Below are 22,329 nucleotides of genomic sequence, written 5' to 3' on the forward strand. Positions count from 1 at the left end.
AGCAGGATCACCGGCAACAGACCCACCAGCACGATGAGCAGCGCCGCCAGAGCGCCGTCCTCATAGGTGCTGCGCGCGGCTTCCGCATAGATGTGGGTGGACAGCGTTTCCACCCCCAGCGGCCGCAGCAGCAAGGTGGCGGGCAGTTCCTTCATCCCGTCCACGAACACGATCAGCGCCGCCGTGGCCAAGGCCGGGCGCAGCAGCGGCAGATGGATGCGCCGCACCGTGGCCGGTTCGGAGCAGCCCAGGCTGCGGGACGCCATGTCCAGATGCGAGGAGAGCTTGGCATAGCCCGCCTCCAACCCGCCGATGGGAATGGTGAGGAAGCGGATGGCATAAGCAATCACCAGCGCGCCGCCGGAGCCGGAAATCAACAGGCCAGTGGATATGCCCGCCGTCTGCCGGGCCAGTTGGTCCACCAGATTGTCGAAGCCGGCCAGGGGCGTGAGCAGGCCGATGGCGAGCACGGTGCCCGGCACCGCATAGCCCAGGCTCCCCACCCGGGCGAAGGCGGTGGCCCATTGTCCCCGGTTCAACCGCTGCGCCACCGCCACCACCAGGCCCAGGCCCAGCGCAACGGCGGTGCCGGCCAGCGCCAGCAGCGCGCTGTTGCGCGCCTCCGTGAGGATGGAAAGGGAGACGCCGGAGAATTGGATGCGCTGCACCGCCGCCGACGCGAGGTGCAGCATCGGCACCCCGAATCCCAGCAGAACCGGCACCGCGCACAGCGCGATGGCCCCCGCGGCCGCGCCGCCCGTGAGCTGCAACGGCGCCTGTGGCCGGGTGGAGCCGGTGGCCACATAGCGCCGGCTCCGCCGTGCGGCGCGTTCCGCCACAATGAGCACCAGCACCAGAATCAGCATGACCAGCGCGATCTGCGCCGCGCCGGGCAGGTTCGAGCGATTGACCCAGGTGGTATAGATGGAGACGGTAAGGGTGCGCATGCCGAGAAACTCGGAGGCGCCGATATCGCCCAGGGTCTCCAGCAGCGCCAGGGTCACGCCGGCGACGATGGCCGGGCGGGCCAAGGGCAAGGCGATCTGCACGAAGGTCCGCCACCGCCCGGCGCCCAGCGTGCGCGCCACTTCCAGCGCTGCCGCCGACTGCACCAGGAAGCTCGCCCGCGCCGAGAGATAGACATAGGGGTAGAGCACGACGCTGAGGACGAAGATGCAGCCGCCGGTGGAGCGCAGGTCCGGAAACTGCAGGCCGCGCGGGCTGGAAATGCCCAGCAGCAAGCGGACGGCGCTCTGCACCGGGCCCAGGGGATGCAGCACATCCAGATAGCAATAAGCGACAATATAGCTGGGCACCGCCAGGGGCAGCAGCAAGGCCCATTCCAGCAGCCGCCGTCCGGGGAAGGCGCAGGTGGACACCAGCCAGGCGCAGGGCACCGCAATGGCGGTGGTCACCACGCCCACGCCCAGCAGCAGCACCAAGGTCTGCTGCAGGGCCACGGGCAGGACATTTTCCAGCAGATGCGGCCATAGATCGCCGGAGCCTTGCGCGGCAATCTCGATCAATGCCGCGATCGGCAGCAGCACCAAGGCGGCCACCAGCCCCGCTGCCGCCAACAAGATCCCGCCCCGCCGCCGCGTTGAACGCGCGGGGCGGGTCACTGTGGGCAGCAGGGCGAGATCGGTCACGCGCGGGATGGATCAGTTATCGAAGCCGACCTTGTCCATCAGCTCGCTGGCCTTCTTGCGGGCCTTGGCAATATCCACCAGCGAGATGGGGTCAACCTTCAGCGGGCCGAGCGCGGCGATGATGGGATCGACAGTGGCGCTGGCCAGCACCGGATATTCCATGTTCTGCTTGGCATAGACCGCCTGCATCTCCGGCGAGACCGCGAACTCCAGCAGCTTCACCGCATTGGCCTTGTTCGGCGAATTCTTCGCCACCGCGGCGCCGGAGACGTTCACATGGGTGCCGCCGCCGACGAAGGTGGGCAGAAGCACCTCGATGCCATCGCCCCACTTCTTCTGGTCCGGTCCGCCCTGGCCGGAACGCATCAGGCCCACATAATAGGAATTGCCCACGGCGATGTCGCAGATGCCGCCGAGCACGTCGCGGGCGCCTTCGCGGTCGCCGCCGGTGGCCTTGCGGGCGAGGTTGGCCTTCAGGCCCCGCAGCCAGGCTTCGGTCTTGGCGTCGCCATAGTGCACGAGATAGGCGGCGGTCAGGCCGATATTGTAGGGGTGCTGGCCCGAGCGGATGCAGATCTTGCCCTTCCACTTGGGATCGGCAAGCTCCTCATATTGGAAGCTGGTGAGCTTGGGCTGGTCCTTGGCGGCGTAGATCAGTCGGGCGCGCAGGGAGAGCGCAAACCAGTTTCCGGCCGGATCGCGCAGATTGGCCGGGATGGCGGCGGAGAGCACCGCACTGTCCACCGGCTGGGTCACGCCCGCATCCACCACGTCCAGCAGATTGCCCACGTCCACGGTCATGAGGACGTCGGCGGGGGAAGCTGCCCCCTCGGCCTTCACGCGCTCGGCGAGGCCGTCCTTGACGAACACGCTGTTGACGGTGATGCCCGTGGCCTTGGTGAAGGCCTCGAACAGGGGAGCGGCCAGCGCCGGCTCACGGGTGGTGTAGACATTCACCAATTGCTCGGCGGAGGCCGGCAGCGACAGAACGGTGGCGGCCGCGCAGGCCGCAAGGAAGAGCCGGCGGCTCGTTGAACGGGACATTGGCGTCTCCCTGGAAGCTTCAGCCTCGGCATGCAGCCTCAGCGTGTGGCATTCCCGTAGCGGCAGGCAATGGCAGCGTCAACGAAACACGGTGTGATCTCAATAGGTTGGAACAAGTACAAAGAGCTGCGGCTGCGCCATAAAAAAAGCCCGGCACCGGCCGGGCTTTTCGGGTGCCGGAGGCAGACGCCTCAGTGTTCGTCCATCTCGCCGATGTGGTGCTGCGCATAGAGCTGCACGCCCAGCTTGTCCACGAGATCGAGCTGAGTCTCCAGGAAGTCGATATGGCCTTCCTCGTCGGTCATCAGCTCTTCGAACAGGTCGCGGGTGGGGAAGTCCTTGACCGAATGGCAATAAGCGGCAGCTTCCTGATAGAGCGACCGCGCTTCCTGCTCGGCAGCCAGATCGGCTTCGAGGATTTCCTTCACGTCCTGGCCGATCCGCAGCGGGTCCAGCACCTGGAGATTGGGGAAACCGTCGAGGAAGATGATGCGATCAACGAACTTGTCGGCGTGCACCATTTCCTCGATGGATTCGGCGCGCCACTTCTTGGCGAGAACCTTGTAGCCCCAATTGTCGAGCATGCGGTAATGCAGCCAGTACTGATTGATCGCCGTCAGCTCCGAGCGCAGTCCCCGATTGAGGTACTCGATAACTTTCTGATCGCCCTTCATGTGGGTCTCCCTGAGACAGCCTGTGGCCGCCATCCGCCAACTCTGGAACTGCACTTAGACTAGTTCTAAACTGATCGCAACACAAGCGCCCCCCGCGAGCCCCGCGAGGGCCTCGGTCACTCCGCTGCGAGCATGCGTGTGGATAGATTGGCGGCGGGGCACACCGCCGGACAGGCGGCGCAGGCATTGGCCTGGACCTGATCCAGAATGGCCTTGATGGTCCGCGCGCACCGCCCGCACTGGGGCGAGCATCCCAGGCACCGATACACCTGCCCCGGCGAGGTCACGCCTTCCGTCGCCGCCAGGGCGTCGCGCACCTGGGTGTCGGAAAAGACGTTGCATGAGCAGACAATCATGGTGTGGCCCGGTGATCGCTAGATTAGATTGCTTCTAAAGAACCTCATTACTGTCTATTTCTGGCAGATCGGGCCGGTGCCCGTCAATGGCGCCGGGTGTGGCACACGGCATCGTAATGTTCGTTTTTGAAGTGGAACCGCTTCTTTTGATATGTTCCATTCTGCGTTGGCATCGGGTCATGTGAATACACGGCGCCGCGGCGATCGCGACCCGGGATGGCATCGAGCACAACAACGGCGGATGACGACGGACGCTTCGAATCCTGCTGGTGTAAAGCCACCGGCGCGCGGCACGGGTCCGCCGCTGCTGGTTAGCGGGGCAGTTCCAGCCGCGCCAGCATCCCGACGTCCAGGCCCCGCCCGAGCGAGAGCGTGCCTCCCAGGGCACGGGCCAGCAACGCCAGGTGCGCCATGCGGAACGGCCGGCCGGCGCGGCTAAATCGATCCGACGTAGACGCCGACCGCGAGAGATCCAGCGCTTGGTTGATCTCGTCTTCCCCGAGCGCCGGGCCGCCGTCGCGGATCTGGACGACCGCGCGGGATGCGTCTTGGGCATCCGCGGCGAGGGTGACGATCACCTGACCATCCGCCGGGGTCGCACGCAGGGCTTCCTCGAGCAGCAGGCGCAACAGGCGGGCGAGCCCTGCGGCATCGCAAGGGGCGGCCAGATGCTCGGCCAGGGAGGAGCGCAGCAGCACCCGGCGCCGCTGGGCGGCCGCGGCGCAATGGCCGAGCGCTTCCTCGATGACCGGCGCAAGCAGGATGCGGTCGGGCGTGGCGGACGGCATCAGTGTCATGCCGTCGAGATCACTGAGCGCCGCCAGCAAGATCTCGCCGGCGGCGCCGGCGGTCTCGGCCTGCCGGGTGTAGCGGGCATTGCCCACCGGGCCGAAGATGCCGAGCTTCACGCTGTCGACAAATGCGAGAACGGTGGTCAGAGGCTCACGCAAGTCATGGGAGATCCGCCGCACCAAACCGTCAAGCCGGGCTGCGGATTCCTCCGAAATGGAGGCGGCGGGGAGACCGTCGGTGCCGGGATCGACCGCGGCCGGCTGGTCCGAGATCGGCCGCATCACCAGGCAGAAGCGACGGCCGGCCTCGCCCGTCGGCGCCAGCGCGGCCTCCACCGGAATGCGGGCGCCCGCGCGATGGCGCAACGTGAGGTGAGCTTCCTGGACCCCCATTTCAGGGCTGGCGCACGCCCGGTCCAGCATGGCCACCGCGGTCAGATGGCTGTCCTGCCCCAACAGAAGGGTGAAGGGCTCATCCTCCACATCCTCCGCGGCAAAGCCTGCCACGTCGACGGCAGCGGCATTCGCAGTCTCGACCGTGCCGTTGCGATCCAGCAGCAGCACCGGAAAGGGAATGAAGTCCAGGGCCTGCCTTCGCGCTGCGACGCGTTCGGCGCGCACCAGGGCCGCCGTCTCCGCCTTTGCCGCCTGAGGCGAGACGGATGGCACGGGCGCCGGAGCAGCGGGGGCGGGGCCGGGGACCACCTCAGGGCCGGCGGGCTGCGAGGGCGTCACGGCCCCTTCGATGGTGCGGATCACATGCACCAGCGCCGGTCGGCCGTTCCAGGGCGATGACACCAGCCGAACCTCGACGGGAAGGCGATCCCCGTCCAGCGATTCCAGATCCAGGCCCCCGGTTCGCCCGTCCCGCACCAGGCGCGGCGACAGCCCGCCGGAGGCGATGAAGTCCGCGGTGTCCTTGAGGCCCAGCCAGCCGAGCAGGGTCTTGTTCGCGCGCACGGTGACGCCGCCCTGCTGCACCACGATGCCGATCGGCAGCCGGTCCAGCAGATGTTCCTCGCCCAGACCGTCGGTGGCTTGGCCCGACGCCGGCGACGGGGACGGAGACGGTGCAGCCGCCGCATTGTCCGCAGCCTCTGGCTGGGGCTGCGGCATCGGAACGCCTCCAGGAGCCGAAGTGGTGCTCGCGGCGGCGTTGGACGCGGCAGTCATGGGGGACGCAGGCGGCTCCATCTGGCCAGGAGCCTCGTCTCGGCTGCCCTCGGGCGGTGCCAAGGCGGCCGGAGGCTTGGGCCATTCCTCGATCGCCTCGGTCAGTGTCCGGGCGATTTCGTGAAATGCGGAGCGTTCCCGTGCGCTCAACGCACCGCCGCGCAGGGGAACCACATTAAAGCCCTGGGTCTCTGCCGGCTCCGCAGGCGCTGGCGCCCGATCCGCGGTCTGGCGGGGACGAGCCGCGCCATCCCCATCGCCCCAGATCAAGCCGAAGCCGCGGGTGCCAAGCCGGCGCCGAGCGGCGTCAAACAGAGGGACGCCGCCGAATTCGATGCGGCGGGGCGGACGCGCCCCGCTCAAAAGCGTGAGGCCGAAGAAGCTCCCGCCGCTGCGCAAGGCAGCGCGCATGGGCGCGCCATCCACCAGCAGGCCGTCCTCGGCCAGTTCATCAAAATCCCGACCCAGCCACTGATCCAGCGCGCTGCCCAGCACCTCCACCGCATGGGGGGAGAGGCGCTGAAGCCGCCCTGCCTCATCCGCTTCCCAGGTGAAGCGCACGGACCGGGCCGCGCTGCGGGCGCTGGAGGCTGGCGTGGTAACGGTGGGAAGGCGCGTCAGGCCCGGCAGGGCCTTCGCCGCCGTGGCGCCGGTGGCAAGGGCCAACGGATCGGCAAACACCACCAGATGGCCGGCGGGCGCCTGCACGGCGATGCAGGCGAAGGCTTTCGGCACGAAACTGTAGGGAAGGCGCACCCGCTCCAGGCGCGGGGCATGGCGCAGTGACATGCCGACACGCTTGGCGACGATCTTCACTCCGAGCGGCGCGGGCGAACCGGCCTCGATGCCCAGTGCGGTGCAGGCGGGGGTGGCCGCCAGGATCAGCATATCGGGCAGGACCACCAGGAAGGACGGCAGATCGTCCCGCCGCAGAGGCGCGAACAGCGCCTCCTGGTGCGGCGGCATACGGTGCGTCGGCTCGGTCATTGCCTCGATGGATCGCTGGAAGTCCGCGACATGCGCGCTCCGAGTGGAGCGGCAATTTCTACACGGCCAACGTGCCGAAGAAAGATTAACATGGCGCCAATCGTATCCGCGTCGTGAAAATGTTTCATATTGCGGAACATAGGCCAAAAAGGCCTAAATTGCCTTGGGTTGGTGCCGTTCTGGCCCTTCCCCTGTCCCGAGGAGTAGCCAGCATGACCTCGAAATTCGGTCCCGATCTGGAATTGCCCGCGGAGTTGCGCGCCATCGCGGAAAAAAATGTGGCCCAAGCCCGCCAGGCCTTCGACACCTTGTTTGATACCGCCCGCGATGCGGTGGGTGACTCCGAAGGTCGCCTGGAGGAGGTCCGCACCGGCCTTCGCACCCTGCGGCAGAAGACGCTGGGTCTCGTGGAGTCGAACTTCAACGCCAGCTTCGATTTCATGAACAAGCTGGTGCAGGCCAAAAGCCCGCAGGAAGTCCTGACGCTGCAGACGGAATTCCTCACCCGCCAGATGCAGTCGGTGTCCGAGCAGGCGGCGGCCCTGGGCAGCGATGCCCGCTCGCTGGGGGAAACCACGGTGCGCACCCTCGATGAGCATACCCGCGCACTGGCCGAACGGGTCAAGGCGCTCGGCACCCTGGCGGCCCAGCAGGCGCAGACCGCTGCGGCCGATGCCAAGGCGGCCGGAGAGAGCGTCGTGCAGGCGGCGGAGAATACCTACGACTCCAACCGCACCTACTGATCACAGTGCGGCATCCGATTGCGTCGCGCATCGCCTGGCGATTGTGCGGCGCAAAATAATTTTGCGTATTGCACTGCACTGCGCTATAATGTCTCGAAATCCGCGGCGAATGTCGCGGCATGGGCGATGCGTGTCCCAACGCTTCGCGACATGTTTTTGTCCACGCCAGCGCATCGAGGGATTTCCATGTCTGACCAGTTCGTCAAAGCGTTCCAGGATCAGTTCAAGTCCGCCACCAGCGCGTTCTCGTCCATGGAAGTTCCGGCCGCGTTCCGCGAGATGGCGGAAAAGAGCGTGCAGGGCTATCGCGGCAACTTCGAGAAGATGAAGACCGCCGCCGAGCAGACCTCCGATCTGCTGGAAGGCAGCTACTCCACCGCGTCGAAGGGCGTGGCCGAGTACAATCTGAAGTCCCTGGAAATCCTGCGCACCAATGTGAACACCGCGTTCGAATTCTTCGCGACCGTGCTTGCGGCCAAGACCCCCGCCGAGGCGGTGGAACTGTCCAGCAGCCACCTGAAGTCGCAGTTCGAGACGCTGTCTGAGCAGGCCAAGGAACTGTCGTCCCTGGCCCAGAAGATCGCCACGGAGACCTCCGAGCCGATCAAGAGCGGCGTCGAGAAGACCTTCCGCACCGCGGCCTGATTTCCGCGCTTTCCTCTCCTTTCAGGAAAAAGGGCTCCGGTTTCCGGAGCCCTTTTTTCATGGCCGGCCCCGCAGCCACGGTCCGGCCCGCCTTGACGCGCCCAGCGGCTCTTGCGAAGACCCTGCATCCGCACGACCTTCCGTTCTGCGCTTCGGCTCGGTGCCGGAGATCCGGCAGCGCTCTGCCCGGCGGCCGTGCTCAGCGAGTGGTTCATGCGTGCCATCGGTACCTATTCCCCCATTCTCCTGGTCGGCCCGTCCTGGGTCGGCGACATGGTGATGGCGGCAAGCCTTGTGGCCGCTTTGCGCGATCGCGAGCCCAGTCGTCCGGTGGACGTCCTGGCGCCGCCCGCGGCGCTGCCCATCGCGAAACTGATCCCTGGCGTGCGCCGGACACTGCCCCTCGGTCTCGGCCATGGCGAACTGGGCCTGATGGCGCGCTGGCACGCCGGGCGCGCCTTGCGCGGGGAGGGATATGGCAAGGCCATCATTTTGCCGCGGGCGTTCAAGGCCGCCATCGCCCCCTTTGCCGCCGGTATTCCCGAGCGGGTGGGCTATGCCGCCGAGGGCCGCAGCATCCTGCTGACCGATGCCCGCCCGGACGCGGCGCGCAAGACCGCACGCACCATTGACCGCTTCGTGGCGCTGGGGGCGCCTCTTGGGGAGGCGCCCCCTTCGGCCCGCCCCATCCTGCAGCTTCCCGAGGCGGAGCGCCTGGCCGTGGCGCAGGCCTTTCCCTTGGCCGGGGAGGGGCCGATCATGGCCCTGTGCCCCGGCGCCGAATATGGCCCCGCCAAGCGCTGGCCGGCGCGGAAGTTTGCGCTGCTGGCGGCGCAGGCCCATGCGGCCGGCTATCGGGTGCGGGTGCTCGGCGGCCCGAAGGATGCGCCCCTGGCAGACGAGATCGTCGCCGTGTCCGGCGTGCCGGTGGACAATCTGGTGGGGCGCACCAATCTGGTGCAGGCCGCAGCCATCATCGCCACCAGTGATGTGGTCATCTCCAACGATTCCGGCCTGATGCATGTGGCCGGCGCTTTGGATCGCCCGCTGGTGGTGCTCTATGGCGCCAGTTCCGAGAAGATGACCCCGCCCACCGGGCCGCGCTCGGCCACGGTGTCGCGGGAGCTGTCATGCCGGCCCTGCCACAAGCGCGAATGCCCGCTGGGGACCTTGGCCTGCCTGGAATCCATCCCGCCGCAAGAGGTGCTGGCCGCCGCCATGGCCGTGCAGGCATGAGCATCGTCTGCCGCGTGAGCCGCCCATGACCGAAGCCGGCCCCAAGGTTCTGGTGGTGAAGCTCTCATCCCTTGGGGATGTGGTGCACACCTTTCCCGCCGTCACCGATGCGCTGCGCGCCGTCCCCGGCCTGACCCTGGACTGGGCGGTGGAGGAGGCGTTCGTGCCGCTGGTGGCGCTTCATCCCGGCGTGCGCCGCGTCATCCCCGTGCCCCTGCGCCGCCTGAAGAAGGCGCCCCGCGCCGCGTGGCGCAGCGGCGAGGCTGGCGCGGTGCGCGCCGCGCTGCGCAGCGAAGCCTATGATCTGGTGATCGATGCCCAGGGGCTGATGAAAAGCGCGGTGGTCGCGCTCACCGCCCGGGGCCGGCGCCACGGCTTCGACCGCGCTACCGCGCGGGAGGGCATGGCGAGCCTCGCCTATAGTGCGCGCCACCATCTGCCCGAGACCGAGCATATGGCGGTGCGCATTCGCCGCCTGTTTGCCGCCGCGCTGGGATATTCCCTCGACGGCCTGCCGGAGGATGCTGGTCTGGTGCCCACCGGATCCGCTCCGCCGGGCCCGCCCTATTGGGTGTTCCTGCACGGCACCACGTGGCCCACCAAGACCTGGACCGTGCGGCACTGGCGCGAACTGGCGATGCGGGCGGACAGGGCCGGGCGGCGGGTGCTGGTGTTCGCCCAGGGCGCGGCGGAGGAGGCGCGGGCGGCGGCCATTGCGGCGGACCTGCCCGGCGTGGAACTGGCGCCGCCCCTCGGTCTCGACCGCATTGCCCCGCTGCTGGCGGGCGCGGAGGCGGTGGTCACGGTGGATACCGGGCTCGGGCATCTGGCGGCGGCACTGGGCGTGCCCACCGTCGGACTCTATGGGCCGACCAATCCCCACCTGACCGGCCTGTTCGGCCCCAAGGTGCTGGAGCTGAAATCCATGCGCCCCTGCGCGCCATGCGAGCGTCAGCGTTGCCGCATCGCCCCGGATACGGTCGAGGGGCCGCCCTGCCTGCTGGACTTCAAGGCTCGCGATGCCTGGCGGGCCGTCAGTCTCATCCGATATGGCCATGCGGATGCCATGGACAAGCTATGAGCCGGCATGGATAAGGAGCGCTGATTCTCTGAGAGGTCGTAACGATGACCCGGTCCGCACCTGTTACCCGCGACACACTCCTGGTGACGGGGGGCGCGGGCTTCATCGGCTCCAACATGGCGCGGGCGTTCGCCGCCGAGGGGTGGCGCGTGGTGGTGGCCGATTGGCTGGAGACCGGGCCGAAGTGGCGCAACATCTCCGACATTCTGCTGGACTATGTGCTGCGCCCCGAAGCCATCGGGGATTTCGTCGAGCGCGAAGGCGGGCGGATCGGCGCGGTGATCCACATGGGCGCCATTTCCGCCACCACCGAGCGCGACGGCGACAGGATCCTGGCCCGCAACGTGCGGCCGACCCTGGATCTGTGGGAGCAATGCGCCCGCAAGGGGATCCGCTTCATCTATGCCTCATCCGGCGCTACCTATGGCGATGGCAGCCATGGCTTCCGCGATGACGAGGCCCCCGAGGCCCTGGCCCGCCTCGCGCCGCTCAATGCCTATGGCTGGTCCAAGCTGATGGCCGACCGCCGCTTCGTGGCGGATGTGGCCGCCGGCCGGCCCACCCCGCCGCAATGGGCGGGGCTTCGCTTCTTCAACGTTTATGGCCCCGGCGAGACCCACAAGGGCGACATGCGCTCGGTAATCCATAAGATCTATCCCATCGCCGCGGCGGGGGAGGCGGTGACCTTGTTCAAGTCGCACCACCCCGACTACACCGATGGCGGGCAGCTGCGCGACTTCCTCTATGTGGCCGACTGCGTGAACGTGGTGCGCTGGCTGCTGGAGACGCCCACGGTGTCGGGCATTTTCAATGTGGGCACCGGCGAGGCGCGCAGCTTCGAGGATCTCGCCAACGCGGTGTTCGCCGCCGCTGGGCTGCCGCCGCAGATCACCTATGTGGACATGCCTGAGACGCTGCGCGGCGCCTACCAGTATTTCACCGAGGCGGATATGACCAAGCTGCGCGCCGCGGGCTATGCGCGCCCGTTCACCTCCCTGGAGGAGGGCGTGTCCCAATATGTCACGCAGCATCTGCGGGGCAGCAATACGGCCGGTGCGTGAGCACGGGACCGGGAGACCTTCATGCTTGCTGAAACCCAGCCGGGAACCATCGCCGTCATCGGCGACCTGATGGTGGATCGCTATATCGTCGGTTCGGTATCGCGCATCTCTCCCGAAGCTCCGGTGCCGGTTCTGGTGCATGGCGCCGACCGGATCGTGCCGGGCGGCGCCGCCAACGTGGCGGCTAATGCGGCGGCGCTGGGTGCCCCGGTGGTGCTGGTCGGCTTGGTGGGCGCGGATGCCGCTGCGGAGGAATTGAGCGGCGCACTGGCCCTCTACCCCGGCATTGCCCTTGATACGGTGGTCACCGATCCGGCGCGACCGACCATCACTAAGACCCGCGTCATGAGCGGCCGGCAGCAGATCGTCCGCATCGATGCGGAACAGACCCGCCCGCCCGGCGCCGATATAGAAGTGGCGCTGATTGCCGCCGCCGAAGCCGCAATCGCCCGCAGCGCGGTGGTGGTGCTGTCCGATTATGCCAAGGGCGTGCTCAGTGACGCGGTGATCGCCGCGGTCATGGCCGCGGCCAAGGCCAAAGGTGTGCCGGTGATCGTCGATCCCAAGCGCCGCACCTTCGAAGCCTATGCGGGCGCCAGCCTGGTGACACCAAACCGTCGCGAACTGGCGGAAGCCACCGGCCTGCCCGACGAGACCGACGCGGATGCGGCCAAAGCGGCGGAAGCGGCGGGCCGTCAGTTCGGCGGCGATGTGCTGGTGACGCGGGCGGAAAAAGGCATGACCCTGTGGCGGCAGAATGGGCACGTGCTGCATGTGCCTGCCGAAGCCCGCGAGGTGTTCGATGTCTCCGGCGCCGGCGACACCGCGCTCGCCGCGCTCGCCGTCTCCCTGGCCGGCGGCCAGAGCCTGGAGGCGAGCGTGGGCATCGCCAACGCGGCCGCCGCGTTGGCCGTGGCCAAGCTCGGCACGGCGGTGGTGACCCGCGCGGAACTGCGTGCGGCGCTGGAGCGCTCGGCGGCGCGGGTGGAGCATCCCGGCGCTTTGGTCTCTCGCGCGGATGCGGCGCGGATCGTCGCCGCCTGGCGGGCCAACGGCACCCGCGTGGTGTTCACCAATGGTTGCTTTGATCTGCTGCATCCCGGCCATGTGAGCCTGCTGGAGCAGGCGGCGCGGCATGGCGACCGGCTGGTGGTGGCGCTGAACACCGATGCCTCGGTGCAGCGCCTGAAGGGGCCGACCCGCCCGTTGCAGGACGAAATTGCCCGTGCGCGGGTCATGGGCGCCCTGCGCTGTGTGGATCTGGTGGTGCTGTTCGATGAGGACACCCCGCTGGAGACCATCACCGCGCTGCTGCCGGATGTGTTGGTCAAGGGGGCGGACTATGCGCCGCACGAGGTGGTGGGGGCCGACGTGGTCACCGCCCATGGCGGCGAACTGGTGCTGGTGTCCCTGGTGGCGGGGCAATCCACCTCCAGCCTGGTGGCCAAGGCCCGCAGCTAAGGCGCGCAGCTCCTCTTGAGCCATCTGAGGTCCGGCGATTGCCGGACCTCAGCAATCAGCAGCTTCAGGCGGCGCAGTAGGCGATGACGCGGCGGATGAAGGCTTCGCAGGCCTCCAGCTGGCTGATGTCCACATATTCGTCGGCCTGATGCGCCTGGACGATGGAGCCCGGCCCGCACACCACGGTGGGAATGCCGCCGATTTCCACGAACAATCCCGCCTCGGTGCCATAGGCCACCTTGGCGTGATCGTTGCGGCCGGCGAAATGCTTGGCCAGCGCCGTCACCGGCGCATCGGCGGCGGTGGAGAGGCCGGGGAAGGCGCTCTTGAGCTTGAATTCGAACCCGGTGCCGGGGGCCTTGGCCTGCATGGCCGGCTCCAGCTCGTCATGGGCATAGGCCACGACTTCGGCCACCAGCGCGTCGATGTCGTCCTCTGGCAGGCCGCGGATTTCCCAGTCCAGGCTCGCCTGATCGGGCACGATGTTGAGCGCAGTGCCGCCGTGGAACACGCCCACATGGGCAGTGCTGTGCGGCACGTCATAGAGATCGTCCCGCCGGCCGCTCTGGGCCAGGCGCACGCCGAGATCCGCCACCTTGACCGCAAGGCGGGCGCCCGCCTCAACCGCATTGACCAATTCCGGCGCGCGGGAGGAATGGCCGCCGACGCCGGTTACCGTGGTGGCCCAGCTGCGCTTGCCCTTGTGGCCGATCACCACCTGCATGCTCGTGGGTTCGCCGACGATGCAGGCTTCGGGGCGATAGCCGTGTTCCACCATATGGTCGATCAGCGGCCGCACGCCGACGCAGCCCACTTCCTCATCATAGGAGAAGGCAAGGTGGATGGGCTTGGCGAGAGGCTGGGCCTGCATCTCCTCCACCATGCCCAGGCACACGGCGAGGAAGCCCTTCATGTCGCAGGTGCCGCGGGCAAACAGGCGTCCGTCCCCCCGCTCGGTGAGGGTGAAGGGGTCGGAGGTCCAGTCCTGACCGTCCACGGGCACGGTGTCGGTGTGGCCGGAAAGGACGATGCCCGGCACGTCGCGCGGGCCGATGGTGGCCAGGATGCTGGCCTTGCCCTGCTCCACATCTTCCACATGGTCGAAGGGGATGCCATGCGCGGTCAGGAACGCTTCCACCGCTGCGACGAGGGGCAGGTTCGAGTTGCGGCTGGTGGTGTCGAAGGCGACCAGGCGCGCAAGCCAGTCGAGGGTGAGGGCGTTGGGCATGGCGCAGGCTCCGGACTCATTCTGATGCGGGTGGCGCCGAGTCTGTCGGGCCAGCTGTACCGCAATGCACATATACCGCCTTTCCGCCCGACGCAGCCGTGAGCTCTGTCGCAGCGGGGGATTTTCTTGGGCATTTCCGCGCCGAGGCGTCGTCTGCCACCACTGGTGGTGCCACCGAAGGCGCGGTGCGTTGCCGCGCGGCAGGCACTGTCCTATGACGGGCCGCAGTCTCCATCGCCGCGGCGCCCGTGCGCCGGTGCCGGCGGGCCGGGAGGAATGGGCCAGCCGATGACCGGAACGCTGCAGCCAGCCACGACAGGCGCCGGGATGTCTCCCGTTAGGGAGGGGAGCACCCAATGGGCGTGACCTTGGTGTTGGGCGGCGCGCGCTCGGGCAAGAGCACCTATGCGGAGGGGCTGCTGGAGCAGATGCCGGCCCCTTGGGGCTATATCGCCACCGCCCAGGCGTACGATGACGAGATGACCGAGCGCATCGCCCTGCACCGGAGTCGGCGGGGCGCTGGCTGGCAGACGTTCGATGCGCCTCTGGCGCTCGCCGCGACCCTGGATGAGCTGCCTGCGGACCTGCCCATTCTGGTAGATTGCCTGACGCTCTGGCTCACCAACCATTTGCTGGCTGACCATGATCTCGCCGCCGAAGGCGCGCAGCTTCGCGCCGCGCTGGCCCGCCGCGCTGCTCCGGTGGTGCTGGTGGCCAATGAAGTGGGGCTCGGCATTGTCCCCGACAATGCGCTGGCCCGTCGGTTCCGGGATGCGGCCGGTCGCCTGAACCAATCCCTCGCCGCGCAGGCGCAGCGGGTGGTGTTCGTGGTGGCCGGGCTCCCCATGATTGTGAAGGACGCCCCATGACCGAGCCCAATGTGAGCGAGCCCATCGACCCGCGCTCCGCCGATCGCCACCGGGCCAAAATGGCCAAACGGAAGGTGGTGCAGGATGCCGAGGTGGCCGGCAAGACCGTGGAAAAGGGCCTGCTCATCGTCCACACCGGTCCCGGCAAGGGCAAGAGCACGGCGGCATTCGGGCTCGCCTTGCGCATGCTGGGCTATGGCCGCAGCGTCGGCGTGGTGCAATTCATCAAGGGCGCCTGGCACACCGGTGAGAAGGATGCCTTCGCGGCATTCGGCGAGCGCGTGCAATGGCACACCATGGGCGAGGGCTTCACCTGGGAGACCCAGGATCTGGCCCGCGACATGGCCGCCGCCGGCCGCGCCTTCGACAAGGCGCGAGAGCTGATGGCCGATGAGCGCCTGTCGCTGGTGGTACTGGACGAATTGAACATCGCTTTGCGCTACGAATATCTGGATCTGGACGAGGTGGTCGCCGCCCTGCAGGCCCGTCGTCCCGCCTTGCATGTGGTGGTCACGGGCCGCAATGCGAAGCCGCAGATGCTGGCCGCCGCCGATCTGGTGACGGAAATGACCCTGGTGAAGCACCATTTCGCTGCCGGCGTGAAGGCGCAGGCGGGAATCGAGTTCTAGCTCATGGCGTTGCCTCCCGCCCGCGCATTGATGTTCCAGGGCACCGGCTCCGACGTGGGCAAATCGCTGCTGGTGGCGGGGCTGGCACGGGCGTTTGCCGACCGTGGCCTGCGGGTGCGTCCGTTCAAGCCGCAGAACATGTCCAACAATGCCGCCGTCACAGCGGATGGCGGCGAGATCGGCCGTGCCCAGGCGCTTCAGGCGCGGGCGGCGCGGGTGCCGTTGAGCGTGCACATGAACCCGGTGCTGCTGAAGCCGCAAAGCGAGGTCGGCGCGCAGGTGGTGGTGCAGGGCTGGGTGGTGGGCACCGCCAAGGCCAGCGCCTATCAGCAGATGAAGGCCGGGCTGATGCCGGCGGTGCTGGAGAGCTTCGCGCATCTGAAAGCGGAAGCGGATCTGATCCTGGTGGAAGGTGCCGGCTCTGCCTCGGAAGTCAATCTGCGCGCCAACGACATCGCCAACATGGGCTTTGCCCGTGCGGCGGGCGTGCCGGTGGTGCTGATCGGCGACATCGATCGCGGCGGCGTCATCGCCAGCCTGGTGGGCACCAAGGTGGTGCTGGAGGCGCAGGACGCGGCCATGGTGCGGGGCTTCCTGGTCAACAAATTCCGCGGCGACCCCAGCCTGTTCGCTGACGGAATGAGCTTGATTGCGCAACATACCGGCTGGGCACCGTTGGGGCTGGTGCCCTATTTCGCGGCCGCCAGCCGGCTGCCGGCGGAAGACGCCCTCGGCCTCGCCGGCCCACAAGCCCCCAAGCCCGACGCCAAGGTGCGGATCGCCGTGCCGATCCTGCCGCACATCGCCAATTTCGACGATCTGGATCCGCTGGATGCAGAGCCGGCTCTAGATCTCCGGCGCCTTCGGCCGGACGATGCGCTGCCGCCTGACACCGACCTCGTGTTGCTGCTGGGGTCGAAGGCCACCATCGCCGATCTGGCTGCCCTGAAGCGCGGCGGCCTGCACCACGACATTCTTGCCTTTGCGCGCCGCGGCGGGCGGGTGATCGGCGTCTGCGGCGGCTACCAGATGCTGGGCGATTCCCTCGCCGATCCCGAAGGCGCCGAAGGCCCAGCCGGCACCGTCGAGGGGCTCGGATTGCTGCGCGTGGACACGGTCATGACCGGCGACAAGCGGTTGGTGGCCGTCGCTGGCACATCGAAACTCGGCAGGTCATTTGCCGGCTACGAGATGCATATCGGCGCCACCGAGGGGCCGGACCGGGTGCGGCCGTTCGCCCGCTTCTCCGATGGCACCTGCGAGGGAGCCGTCTCGGCGGACAGTCGCATCATGGGCACTTATGTCCATGGGCTGTTCGCGGACGATGCCCAGCGCGCCGCTTTGCTCGAACTGCTCGGGGCCGGGCCGGTGCAGGTGTCCTATGAGCACCAGGTGGACGCGACCCTGGATGCCCTCGCCGCCCATCTGGCCGCGCACATCGATCTCGACCGCCTGCTCAGCCTCGCGCGATGATCGCCAGCGTACCGGCCAGGATCAATGCCACCATGAGCCCATCCGCCCACAGATAGAGCCGCAAGGCGGCGCGGATGTCGGCGGCATCGATCGCCCGGCGCCCGTCGCCCATGTAGGCGGCATTGGCCTGCACGCCGCCGTATGAGCGCGGGCCAGCGATGGAAATGCCCAGCGCCCCGGCCATGGCCGCTTCCGGCCAGCCCGCATTGGGCGAGCGGTGATGCCGCGCATCCCGCCAAATGGCTCGCCACGCATTCTGCGGCGACGCCCCCGGCATCATGGCGGCGGCCACCACGATCAGCAGTCCGGACAGCCGCGAGGCCGGCAGATTGACCAGATCATCCAGCCGCGCCGCGGCCCAGCCGAACGCCTCGTGGCGCGGGGTGCGGTGGCCGATCATGCTGTCGGCGGTATTCAGCGCCTTGTAGCCGGCCCCACCCGCGAGGCCTGCGACCAGCATCCAGAAGGTGGGCGCGACGATGCCATCGGAGAAGTTCTCCGCCAGGCTTTCGATGGCGCCACGGGTCACGCCGGCCACATCCAGGCTCTGGGGATCGCGCCCGACGATATGGGACACCGCCACCCGACCGGCCTCCAGGCCATCCTGTTCCAGCGCCTGTGCCACTGCGGCCACGTGGGTATAAAGCGAGCGTTGGGCAATGAGGCTGCTGCCGACGATGCCGGCCAGCACCACGCCGAAGGGCAGGGCGCGCAATGCGCCCTCCAGCAGACCGGCAGGCACCATGGCGCAGGCCAGCAGGATCGCCACGGCCAGGATGCCATAAGCCCGGCGGCGGGAGGCGGGCAGGGCGTCCCGGTTCAGCCGGTGATCGAGGGCGGAAATCAGCCATCCGGCCCACACCACCGGATGCCGAATCGCCGCGAACAGGCGCGGCGGGTAGCCGGCACCGCCCTCCACGAGCAATGCGACGCAGGTGAGATCGAACGCCATGGGGCCTCGGACTGGGAGAAGTGACGCGGCTGCCCCTGCGTCTGGAGCGACTTGGGAGCGAAAGCGAATGCAAAGCCTCCTGCCATGGACCGCCCGGCGGCGGAAGTGTCTTCATTTTCTCACGTCGAAGTGCGAGATAGCGCCTCCGGGTGACTGAGGTCCGGCGAAGAGGGTGGGAACGCCATGCGCGTCGCAATGATTGGCACGGGGTATGTGGGTCTGGTGTCCGGCGCCTGCTTCGCCGACTTCGGGCACCATGTGACCTGCGTCGACAAGGACGCCGGCAAGATCGCCATGCTGGAGCGCGGCGAGATCCCGATCTTCGAGCCGGGCCTGGACGATCTGGTGGCGCGCAATCGCGCCGCCGGCCGGCTGGATTTCGCCACCGACCTGACCCAGGCGGTGCGCGAGGCCGACGCCGTGTTCATCGCCGTGGGCACGCCGTCGCGGCGCGGCGACGGCCATGCGGACCTGTCCTATGTCTATGCCGCCGCACGCGAGATCGCCGCAGCCGCCGAGGGCTATACGGTGGTCGTCACCAAATCCACGGTGCCGGTGGGCACCGGCGACGAGGTGGAACGGGTGATCCGCGAAGCCCGCCCGGACGCGCAGATCTCCGTGGTCTCCAACCCCGAATTCCTGCGCGAAGGCGCCGCCATCGAGGATTTCAAGCGGCCTGACCGCATCGTGGTCGGCACCGATGATCCCAAGGCGCGCGACGTGATGACCGCGCTTTATCGCCCGCTGGCGCTGAACAGCCTGCCCATGGTCTTCACCGGCCGACGCACATCTGAGCTGATCAAATATGCCGGCAACGCCTTCCTGGCGGTGAAGATCACCTTCATCAACGAGATTGCCGACCTGTGCGAGCAGGTGGGCGCAAACGTGCAGGACGTGGCGCGCGGCATCGGCCTCGACAACCGCATCGGCTCGAAATTCCTGCACGCCGGCCCCGGTTACGGCGGCTCCTGCTTCCCAAAAGACACGCTGGCGCTGACCCGCACCGCCCAGGAGGCCGGGACGCCGTTGCGCATCGTGGAAACCGTGGTCGCAGTTAACGACGTGCGCAAGCTGGCCATGGCCCGCAAGGTGACCAGCGTGCTGGGCGGCGACGTGCGCGGCAAGACCGCCGCGGTGCTCGGCCTCACCTTCAAACCCAATACCGACGACATGCGCGAAAGCCCGGCTATCTCCATCATCAACGCCTTGCTGGACAAGGGCATGAAGATCCAGGCCTACGACCCCGAAGGCATGGAGGAGGCGCGCAAGGTGCTGCCCGCCGCCGTTCACTATGCAACCGGGGCCTATGAGGCTGCCGAGGGGGCGGATTGCCTGGTGATCATTACCGAGTGGGATGCCTTCCGCGCGCTGGATTTCACGCGGCTCCGCGAGGTGATGGCGCAGCCGATCCTGGTGGACCTGCGCAACATCTATCGCCCCGATGAGATTGCGGCGCTGGGGTTCGCCTATGAGAGCGTTGGACGGGGCGAGTTTGATCGCGGCAGCCAACATCGGCACGGGCTCTGACACCCCCTACCGGAATGCCTTACAACTTGCGCAATCTCGCGTCACATCTTTGGGGGCAGGGCGGCACGACAGCCGCTCTCTTGGCGCTTTGCGGTGAAATATGCGTTTCCTGGTAACCGGCACGGCCGGCTTCATCGGCTTCCATTTGGCCCGTCGCCTGCTGGAAGAGGGACATGTGGTGGTCGGCTTCGATGGCCTCACGCCTTATTATGATGTCTCGCTGAAGCGGGCGCGCCACGCGATCCTGGAACGGTCGAATCAATTCACCGCGGTGATCGGCATGCTTGAGGATGCCGATGCCCTCGCCCAGGCCGCCGACCTGGCCCAGCCGGACGTGATCATCCACCTCGCCGCCCAGGCGGGCGTGCGCTACAGCCTGGAAAACCCCAAGGCCTATGTGGATGCCAATCTGAATGGCTCGTGGAACGTGCTGGAACTGGCACGCCGCCTGAAGCCCACGCATTTGCTGCTGGCCTCCACCAGTTCGGTCTATGGGGCCAATACCAAGATCCCGTTTGCGGAAAACGACCGCACCGACGAGCCGATGACGCTCTACACGGCCACCAAGAAGTCCATGGAAGTCATGGCGCATTCCTATGCCCATTTGTTCGGCGTGCCGACCACGGCATTCCGCTTTTTCACCGTCTACGGTCCCTGGGGCCGGCCGGACATGGCGCTGTTCAAATTCGTCGCCGGCACCCTGGCGGGCCAGCCCATCGACATTTACGGCCAGGGTCAGATGTCGCGGGATTTCACGTATGTGGATGATCTGGTGGAGGCTGTCACGCGGCTGATCCCGGTGATTCCATGCCAGGGACAGGCCGTTGGGCCGGAAGGCCTGGATTCCCTTTCCGCCGTGGCGCCATTCCGCATTGTCAACATCGCCGGTGGCGAGCCGGTAGGCCTGCTGGACTTCGTCGATACCGTGGAGGCGGCCGTCGGCCGGCCCGCCATCCGCCGCATGCTGCCGATGCAGCCGGGCGACGTGCCGCGCACCTACGCCTCGTCAGCCCTGCTGGAAGCCCTGGTGGACTATCGGCCGGCCACGCCGGTCAGCATCGGCGTCCCGGCCTTCGTGGACTGGTACCGCGGCTACTACGGCCTATGAAGCCGAGCTGAGACTAAGCCCGGCCACGGCATCTCAACCAGGATCCGTCCCCCGACGCGGAGCAGCGCCAGGGCCGGGCGGGGCGAGACCTCGACTTGGGGCGAGGGCGACTGCCAGCGCAGCCGGCATTGTGAATTCGCGGACATGCCAAGCCCAATCATCCGGCAGCCTTTTCGCGCCCAATCCATAATACGTAGAAGATATATTATGGAACTTAATTTCAGCGCAACTTGTGGCGGTACCCGGAACCCGGCACTTGATGGGACTGGAACTGAGATCGACGCCCACGTGCCGTTGACCGCGCTCTGATTGGTGTTGGGGGCCGTTGGCCGGAGGACGCTCACCTCCACTGCATCGCCGAGATGGCCTGAAATCCCCGCACCGAACACCAAACATCCGCCGCCAGCGCGGCTTCGAGACCGTGAATGGCATTGAGTCGCTGGCGAAGGCCAGCATGGTCTGCGGGCTGAGATCGCCGGCCGCCTGCGGCCAAGCCAGCGTTCTCGAGACAACGGTGGACACGGCAGCAAGCAGCGGAACGTCGGCCCGGAGCCGGAGGCGGCCGCTCAGCATATCCGACTGGGCATGTCTGACTGGCTGGATTAGGCCGCCAGAGCAGCCGCGCCAACCCCTCTCGGAGAAGTCGTTGGTGGCCAATGCCACGCCAAGGTTTGAGGGAATAAGCCACCGCTAAGGCATAAGCAGCGTCAGGGGTTCGATAAGGGAACAGGTGAGGATGCCAGCCTCAAGCGCCACTTCAGATATGGTTAATTATCTTTATTAATCATAGGCTTGTGCGGTGATTTGCAACCGATGAATCGCCCTCAGGCATCAAAAGTCATGCCGTCAAAGGCCGGAATGATACCGTCCGGCAACTCTCGGACGAGGCGGCCGTAGTCGAGATCGGTATGAAGGTTTGTCAATACCGCACGATGGGGCTGAAGGATCGCAATATGGGCCAGCGCTTCCGCCAGGCTGAAGTGAGATGGATGCGGTTTGTCACGTAGTGCATCAAGAATCAGTACGTCCAGATTCTTGAGATATGTCAGGGAATTGGCGGGAAATCCGTTCACATCGCTCGCATAGGCCACGTTGCCGAATCGGAATCCGAAGGCATCGATGTCGCCATGGTGCTGGCGGAACGGCAGGGCGACGATCTCCCCGCCCGGCCCCGAGATGCTGACCTCCCTCCCCTCCCGGAACCGGTGTTCCGTCAAGATGGGGGGGTAGCCGCTGCCCGGCGGCGTTTCAAAACAATAGCCGAAGCGGGCGTGCAAGGCGGCGGAGGTGTCCTCGTCCGTATAGATGTCCAGACGCCGACGGTGGAGGATGGCCAGGGGGCGCAGATCATCGATCCCATGGGTGTGGTCGGCATGGGAATGGGTGAACAGCACGGCCTGGATGTCGGTCACATCCGCATCGAGCAACTGCTCGCGCAGGTCCGGGGAGGTGTCCACCAGGACGGTGGTGGTGCCGCCCGGTCCATGCCGCTGCACCAGCAGCGAGCACCGGCGGCGGCGATTGCGTGGCTCGGACGGATCGCAGTCGCCCCACCCCTGCCCCACCCGCGGCACCCCGCCGGAAGAACCACAGCCAAGGATCGTAAATGTGAGGGTCATGGGGAGACTCGCATAGCGCCGCG

The 22,329-nt window shown here is 67.3% G+C and carries 19 protein-coding genes; 11 read left to right on the forward strand and 8 right to left on the reverse strand.

Features of this window, described 5'->3' with window-relative positions:
* The 5 genes from AAG816_RS18750 to AAG816_RS18770 form a co-directional block, all read right to left on the reverse strand.
* The coding region (locus tag AAG816_RS18750) for an iron ABC transporter permease (RefSeq protein ID WP_341991200.1) at positions 1–1,649 on the reverse strand (1,649 nt) is incomplete at its 3' end.
* 12 nt (positions 1,650–1,661) lie between these two features.
* Positions 1,662–2,693 carry an extracellular solute-binding protein gene (locus tag AAG816_RS18755; RefSeq protein WP_341991201.1) on the reverse strand — a complete coding sequence of 344 codons (1,032 nt, stop codon included), beginning with the start codon at positions 2,691–2,693 and terminating at the stop codon, positions 1,662–1,664.
* A 191-nt stretch (positions 2,694–2,884) separates the two neighbouring features.
* Complete coding sequence (gene bfr / locus AAG816_RS18760; RefSeq protein ID WP_341991202.1) at positions 2,885–3,367, reverse strand: bacterioferritin; 483 nt, start codon at positions 3,365–3,367, stop codon at positions 2,885–2,887.
* Positions 3,368–3,483: 116 nt separating this feature from the next.
* Positions 3,484–3,723: a (2Fe-2S)-binding protein gene (locus AAG816_RS18765; protein WP_341991203.1), complete on the reverse strand. Its 240-nt coding sequence runs from the start codon at positions 3,721–3,723 to the stop codon at positions 3,484–3,486.
* Between the two features lie 311 nt (positions 3,724–4,034).
* Positions 4,035–6,674, reverse strand: coding sequence for a PAS domain-containing protein (locus AAG816_RS18770; protein WP_341991204.1), 2,640 nt, complete (start codon positions 6,672–6,674; stop codon positions 4,035–4,037).
* A gap of 212 nt (positions 6,675–6,886) precedes the next feature.
* Here AAG816_RS18770 and AAG816_RS18775 point away from each other — a divergent pair, with 212 nt between their 5' ends.
* The 6 genes from AAG816_RS18775 to rfaE1 all read left to right on the forward strand — a co-directional run bounded on the left by AAG816_RS18775 (position 6,887) and on the right by rfaE1 (position 12,901).
* Positions 6,887–7,417 carry a phasin family protein gene (locus tag AAG816_RS18775; protein ID WP_341991205.1) on the forward strand — a complete coding sequence of 177 codons (531 nt, stop codon included), beginning with the start codon at positions 6,887–6,889 and terminating at the stop codon, positions 7,415–7,417.
* 186 nt (positions 7,418–7,603) lie between these two features.
* Positions 7,604–8,062 (forward strand): phasin, encoded by a 459-nt coding sequence (locus tag AAG816_RS18780; RefSeq protein ID WP_341991206.1) that lies wholly within the window; start codon positions 7,604–7,606, stop codon positions 8,060–8,062.
* A gap of 213 nt (positions 8,063–8,275) precedes the next feature.
* Positions 8,276–9,298: a lipopolysaccharide heptosyltransferase II gene (gene waaF, locus AAG816_RS18785; RefSeq protein ID WP_341991207.1), complete on the forward strand. Its 1,023-nt coding sequence runs from the start codon at positions 8,276–8,278 to the stop codon at positions 9,296–9,298.
* Positions 9,299–9,323: 25 nt separating this feature from the next.
* Positions 9,324–10,379, forward strand: coding sequence for a lipopolysaccharide heptosyltransferase I (gene waaC, locus AAG816_RS18790; protein ID WP_341991208.1), 1,056 nt, complete (start codon positions 9,324–9,326; stop codon positions 10,377–10,379).
* Between the two features lie 44 nt (positions 10,380–10,423).
* A complete protein-coding gene (gene rfaD, locus AAG816_RS18795; RefSeq protein ID WP_341991209.1) occupies positions 10,424–11,440 on the forward strand; it encodes an ADP-glyceromanno-heptose 6-epimerase in 1,017 nt (338 codons plus the stop codon).
* Between the two features lie 21 nt (positions 11,441–11,461).
* Positions 11,462–12,901 (forward strand): D-glycero-beta-D-manno-heptose-7-phosphate kinase, encoded by a 1,440-nt coding sequence (gene rfaE1 / locus AAG816_RS18800; protein WP_341991210.1) that lies wholly within the window; start codon positions 11,462–11,464, stop codon positions 12,899–12,901.
* Between the two features lie 64 nt (positions 12,902–12,965).
* Here rfaE1 and argE read toward each other — a convergent pair whose 3' ends face one another.
* Entirely contained in the window at positions 12,966–14,129 is a 1,164-nt protein-coding gene (argE, locus tag AAG816_RS18805; protein WP_341991211.1) for an acetylornithine deacetylase, read from the reverse strand.
* Positions 14,130–14,485: 356 nt separating this feature from the next.
* On the opposite strand from argE, the gene cobU reads away from it, so the two are divergent.
* The 3 genes from cobU to AAG816_RS18820 are packed head-to-tail and all read left to right on the forward strand — an operon-like array spanning position 14,486 to position 17,100.
* Positions 14,486–14,998 (forward strand): bifunctional adenosylcobinamide kinase/adenosylcobinamide-phosphate guanylyltransferase, encoded by a 513-nt coding sequence (gene cobU / locus AAG816_RS18810; protein WP_341991212.1) that lies wholly within the window; start codon positions 14,486–14,488, stop codon positions 14,996–14,998.
* Positions 14,995–15,627, forward strand: a complete 633-nt coding sequence (cobO, locus tag AAG816_RS18815; protein ID WP_341991213.1) for a cob(I)yrinic acid a,c-diamide adenosyltransferase — start codon at positions 14,995–14,997, stop codon at positions 15,625–15,627. Before cobU ends, cobO begins: the two co-directional genes overlap by 4 nt.
* 30 nt (positions 15,628–15,657) lie before the next feature.
* A complete protein-coding gene (locus tag AAG816_RS18820) occupies positions 15,658–17,100 on the forward strand; it encodes a cobyric acid synthase (protein ID WP_341991250.1) in 1,443 nt (480 codons plus the stop codon).
* On the opposite strand, the gene cbiB is transcribed toward AAG816_RS18820, so the two are convergent.
* Positions 17,084–18,052 carry an adenosylcobinamide-phosphate synthase CbiB gene (gene cbiB / locus AAG816_RS18825; protein ID WP_341991214.1) on the reverse strand — a complete coding sequence of 323 codons (969 nt, stop codon included), beginning with the start codon at positions 18,050–18,052 and terminating at the stop codon, positions 17,084–17,086. The two genes, AAG816_RS18820 and cbiB, sit on opposite strands and share 17 nt — an antisense overlap.
* A 183-nt stretch (positions 18,053–18,235) precedes the next feature.
* Between cbiB and AAG816_RS18830 the strand changes: the two genes are divergently transcribed.
* Positions 18,236–19,579: a UDP-glucose/GDP-mannose dehydrogenase family protein gene (locus tag AAG816_RS18830; protein ID WP_341991215.1), complete on the forward strand. Its 1,344-nt coding sequence runs from the start codon at positions 18,236–18,238 to the stop codon at positions 19,577–19,579.
* Between the two features lie 100 nt (positions 19,580–19,679).
* Complete coding sequence (locus AAG816_RS18835) at positions 19,680–20,687, forward strand: NAD-dependent epimerase/dehydratase family protein (protein WP_341991216.1); 1,008 nt, start codon at positions 19,680–19,682, stop codon at positions 20,685–20,687.
* Positions 20,688–21,511: 824 nt separating this feature from the next.
* On the opposite strand, the gene AAG816_RS18840 is transcribed toward AAG816_RS18835, so the two are convergent.
* Positions 21,512–22,306, reverse strand: coding sequence for an MBL fold metallo-hydrolase (locus AAG816_RS18840; RefSeq protein ID WP_341991217.1), 795 nt, complete (start codon positions 22,304–22,306; stop codon positions 21,512–21,514).
* Positions 22,307–22,329 lie beyond the last annotated feature (23 nt).

It is taken from the genome of Azorhizobium sp. AG788, from assembly GCF_943371865.1.
Taxonomy (GTDB): domain Bacteria; phylum Pseudomonadota; class Alphaproteobacteria; order Rhizobiales; family Xanthobacteraceae; genus Azorhizobium.

What these genes read in the sequence shown, in the direction of transcription:
- AAG816_RS18755 (WP_341991201.1), bottom strand. Translation starts at nt 2,693, where the DNA reads ATGTCCCGTTCAACGAGCCGCCGGCTCTTCCTTGCGGCCTGCGCGGCC.
- bfr (WP_341991202.1), bottom strand. Translation starts at nt 3,367, where the DNA reads ATGAAGGGCGATCAGAAAGTTATCGAGTACCTCAATCGGGGACTGCGC.
- AAG816_RS18765 (WP_341991203.1), bottom strand. Translation starts at nt 3,723, where the DNA reads ATGATTGTCTGCTCATGCAACGTCTTTTCCGACACCCAGGTGCGCGAC.
- AAG816_RS18770 (WP_341991204.1), bottom strand. Translation starts at nt 6,674, where the DNA reads ATGACCGAGCCGACGCACCGTATGCCGCCGCACCAGGAGGCGCTGTTC.
- AAG816_RS18775 (WP_341991205.1), top strand. Translation starts at nt 6,887, where the DNA reads ATGACCTCGAAATTCGGTCCCGATCTGGAATTGCCCGCGGAGTTGCGC.
- AAG816_RS18780 (WP_341991206.1), top strand. Translation starts at nt 7,604, where the DNA reads ATGTCTGACCAGTTCGTCAAAGCGTTCCAGGATCAGTTCAAGTCCGCC.
- waaF (WP_341991207.1), top strand. Translation starts at nt 8,276, where the DNA reads ATGCGTGCCATCGGTACCTATTCCCCCATTCTCCTGGTCGGCCCGTCC.
- waaC (WP_341991208.1), top strand. Translation starts at nt 9,324, where the DNA reads ATGACCGAAGCCGGCCCCAAGGTTCTGGTGGTGAAGCTCTCATCCCTT.
- rfaD (WP_341991209.1), top strand. Translation starts at nt 10,424, where the DNA reads ATGACCCGGTCCGCACCTGTTACCCGCGACACACTCCTGGTGACGGGG.
- rfaE1 (WP_341991210.1), top strand. Translation starts at nt 11,462, where the DNA reads ATGCTTGCTGAAACCCAGCCGGGAACCATCGCCGTCATCGGCGACCTG.
- argE (WP_341991211.1), bottom strand. Translation starts at nt 14,129, where the DNA reads ATGCCCAACGCCCTCACCCTCGACTGGCTTGCGCGCCTGGTCGCCTTC.
- cobU (WP_341991212.1), top strand. Translation starts at nt 14,486, where the DNA reads ATGGGCGTGACCTTGGTGTTGGGCGGCGCGCGCTCGGGCAAGAGCACC.
- cobO (WP_341991213.1), top strand. Translation starts at nt 14,995, where the DNA reads ATGACCGAGCCCAATGTGAGCGAGCCCATCGACCCGCGCTCCGCCGAT.
- AAG816_RS18820 (WP_341991250.1), top strand. Translation starts at nt 15,658, where the DNA reads ATGTTCCAGGGCACCGGCTCCGACGTGGGCAAATCGCTGCTGGTGGCG.
- cbiB (WP_341991214.1), bottom strand. Translation starts at nt 18,052, where the DNA reads ATGGCGTTCGATCTCACCTGCGTCGCATTGCTCGTGGAGGGCGGTGCC.
- AAG816_RS18830 (WP_341991215.1), top strand. Translation starts at nt 18,236, where the DNA reads ATGCGCGTCGCAATGATTGGCACGGGGTATGTGGGTCTGGTGTCCGGC.
- AAG816_RS18835 (WP_341991216.1), top strand. Translation starts at nt 19,680, where the DNA reads ATGCGTTTCCTGGTAACCGGCACGGCCGGCTTCATCGGCTTCCATTTG.
- AAG816_RS18840 (WP_341991217.1), bottom strand. Translation starts at nt 22,306, where the DNA reads ATGACCCTCACATTTACGATCCTTGGCTGTGGTTCTTCCGGCGGGGTG.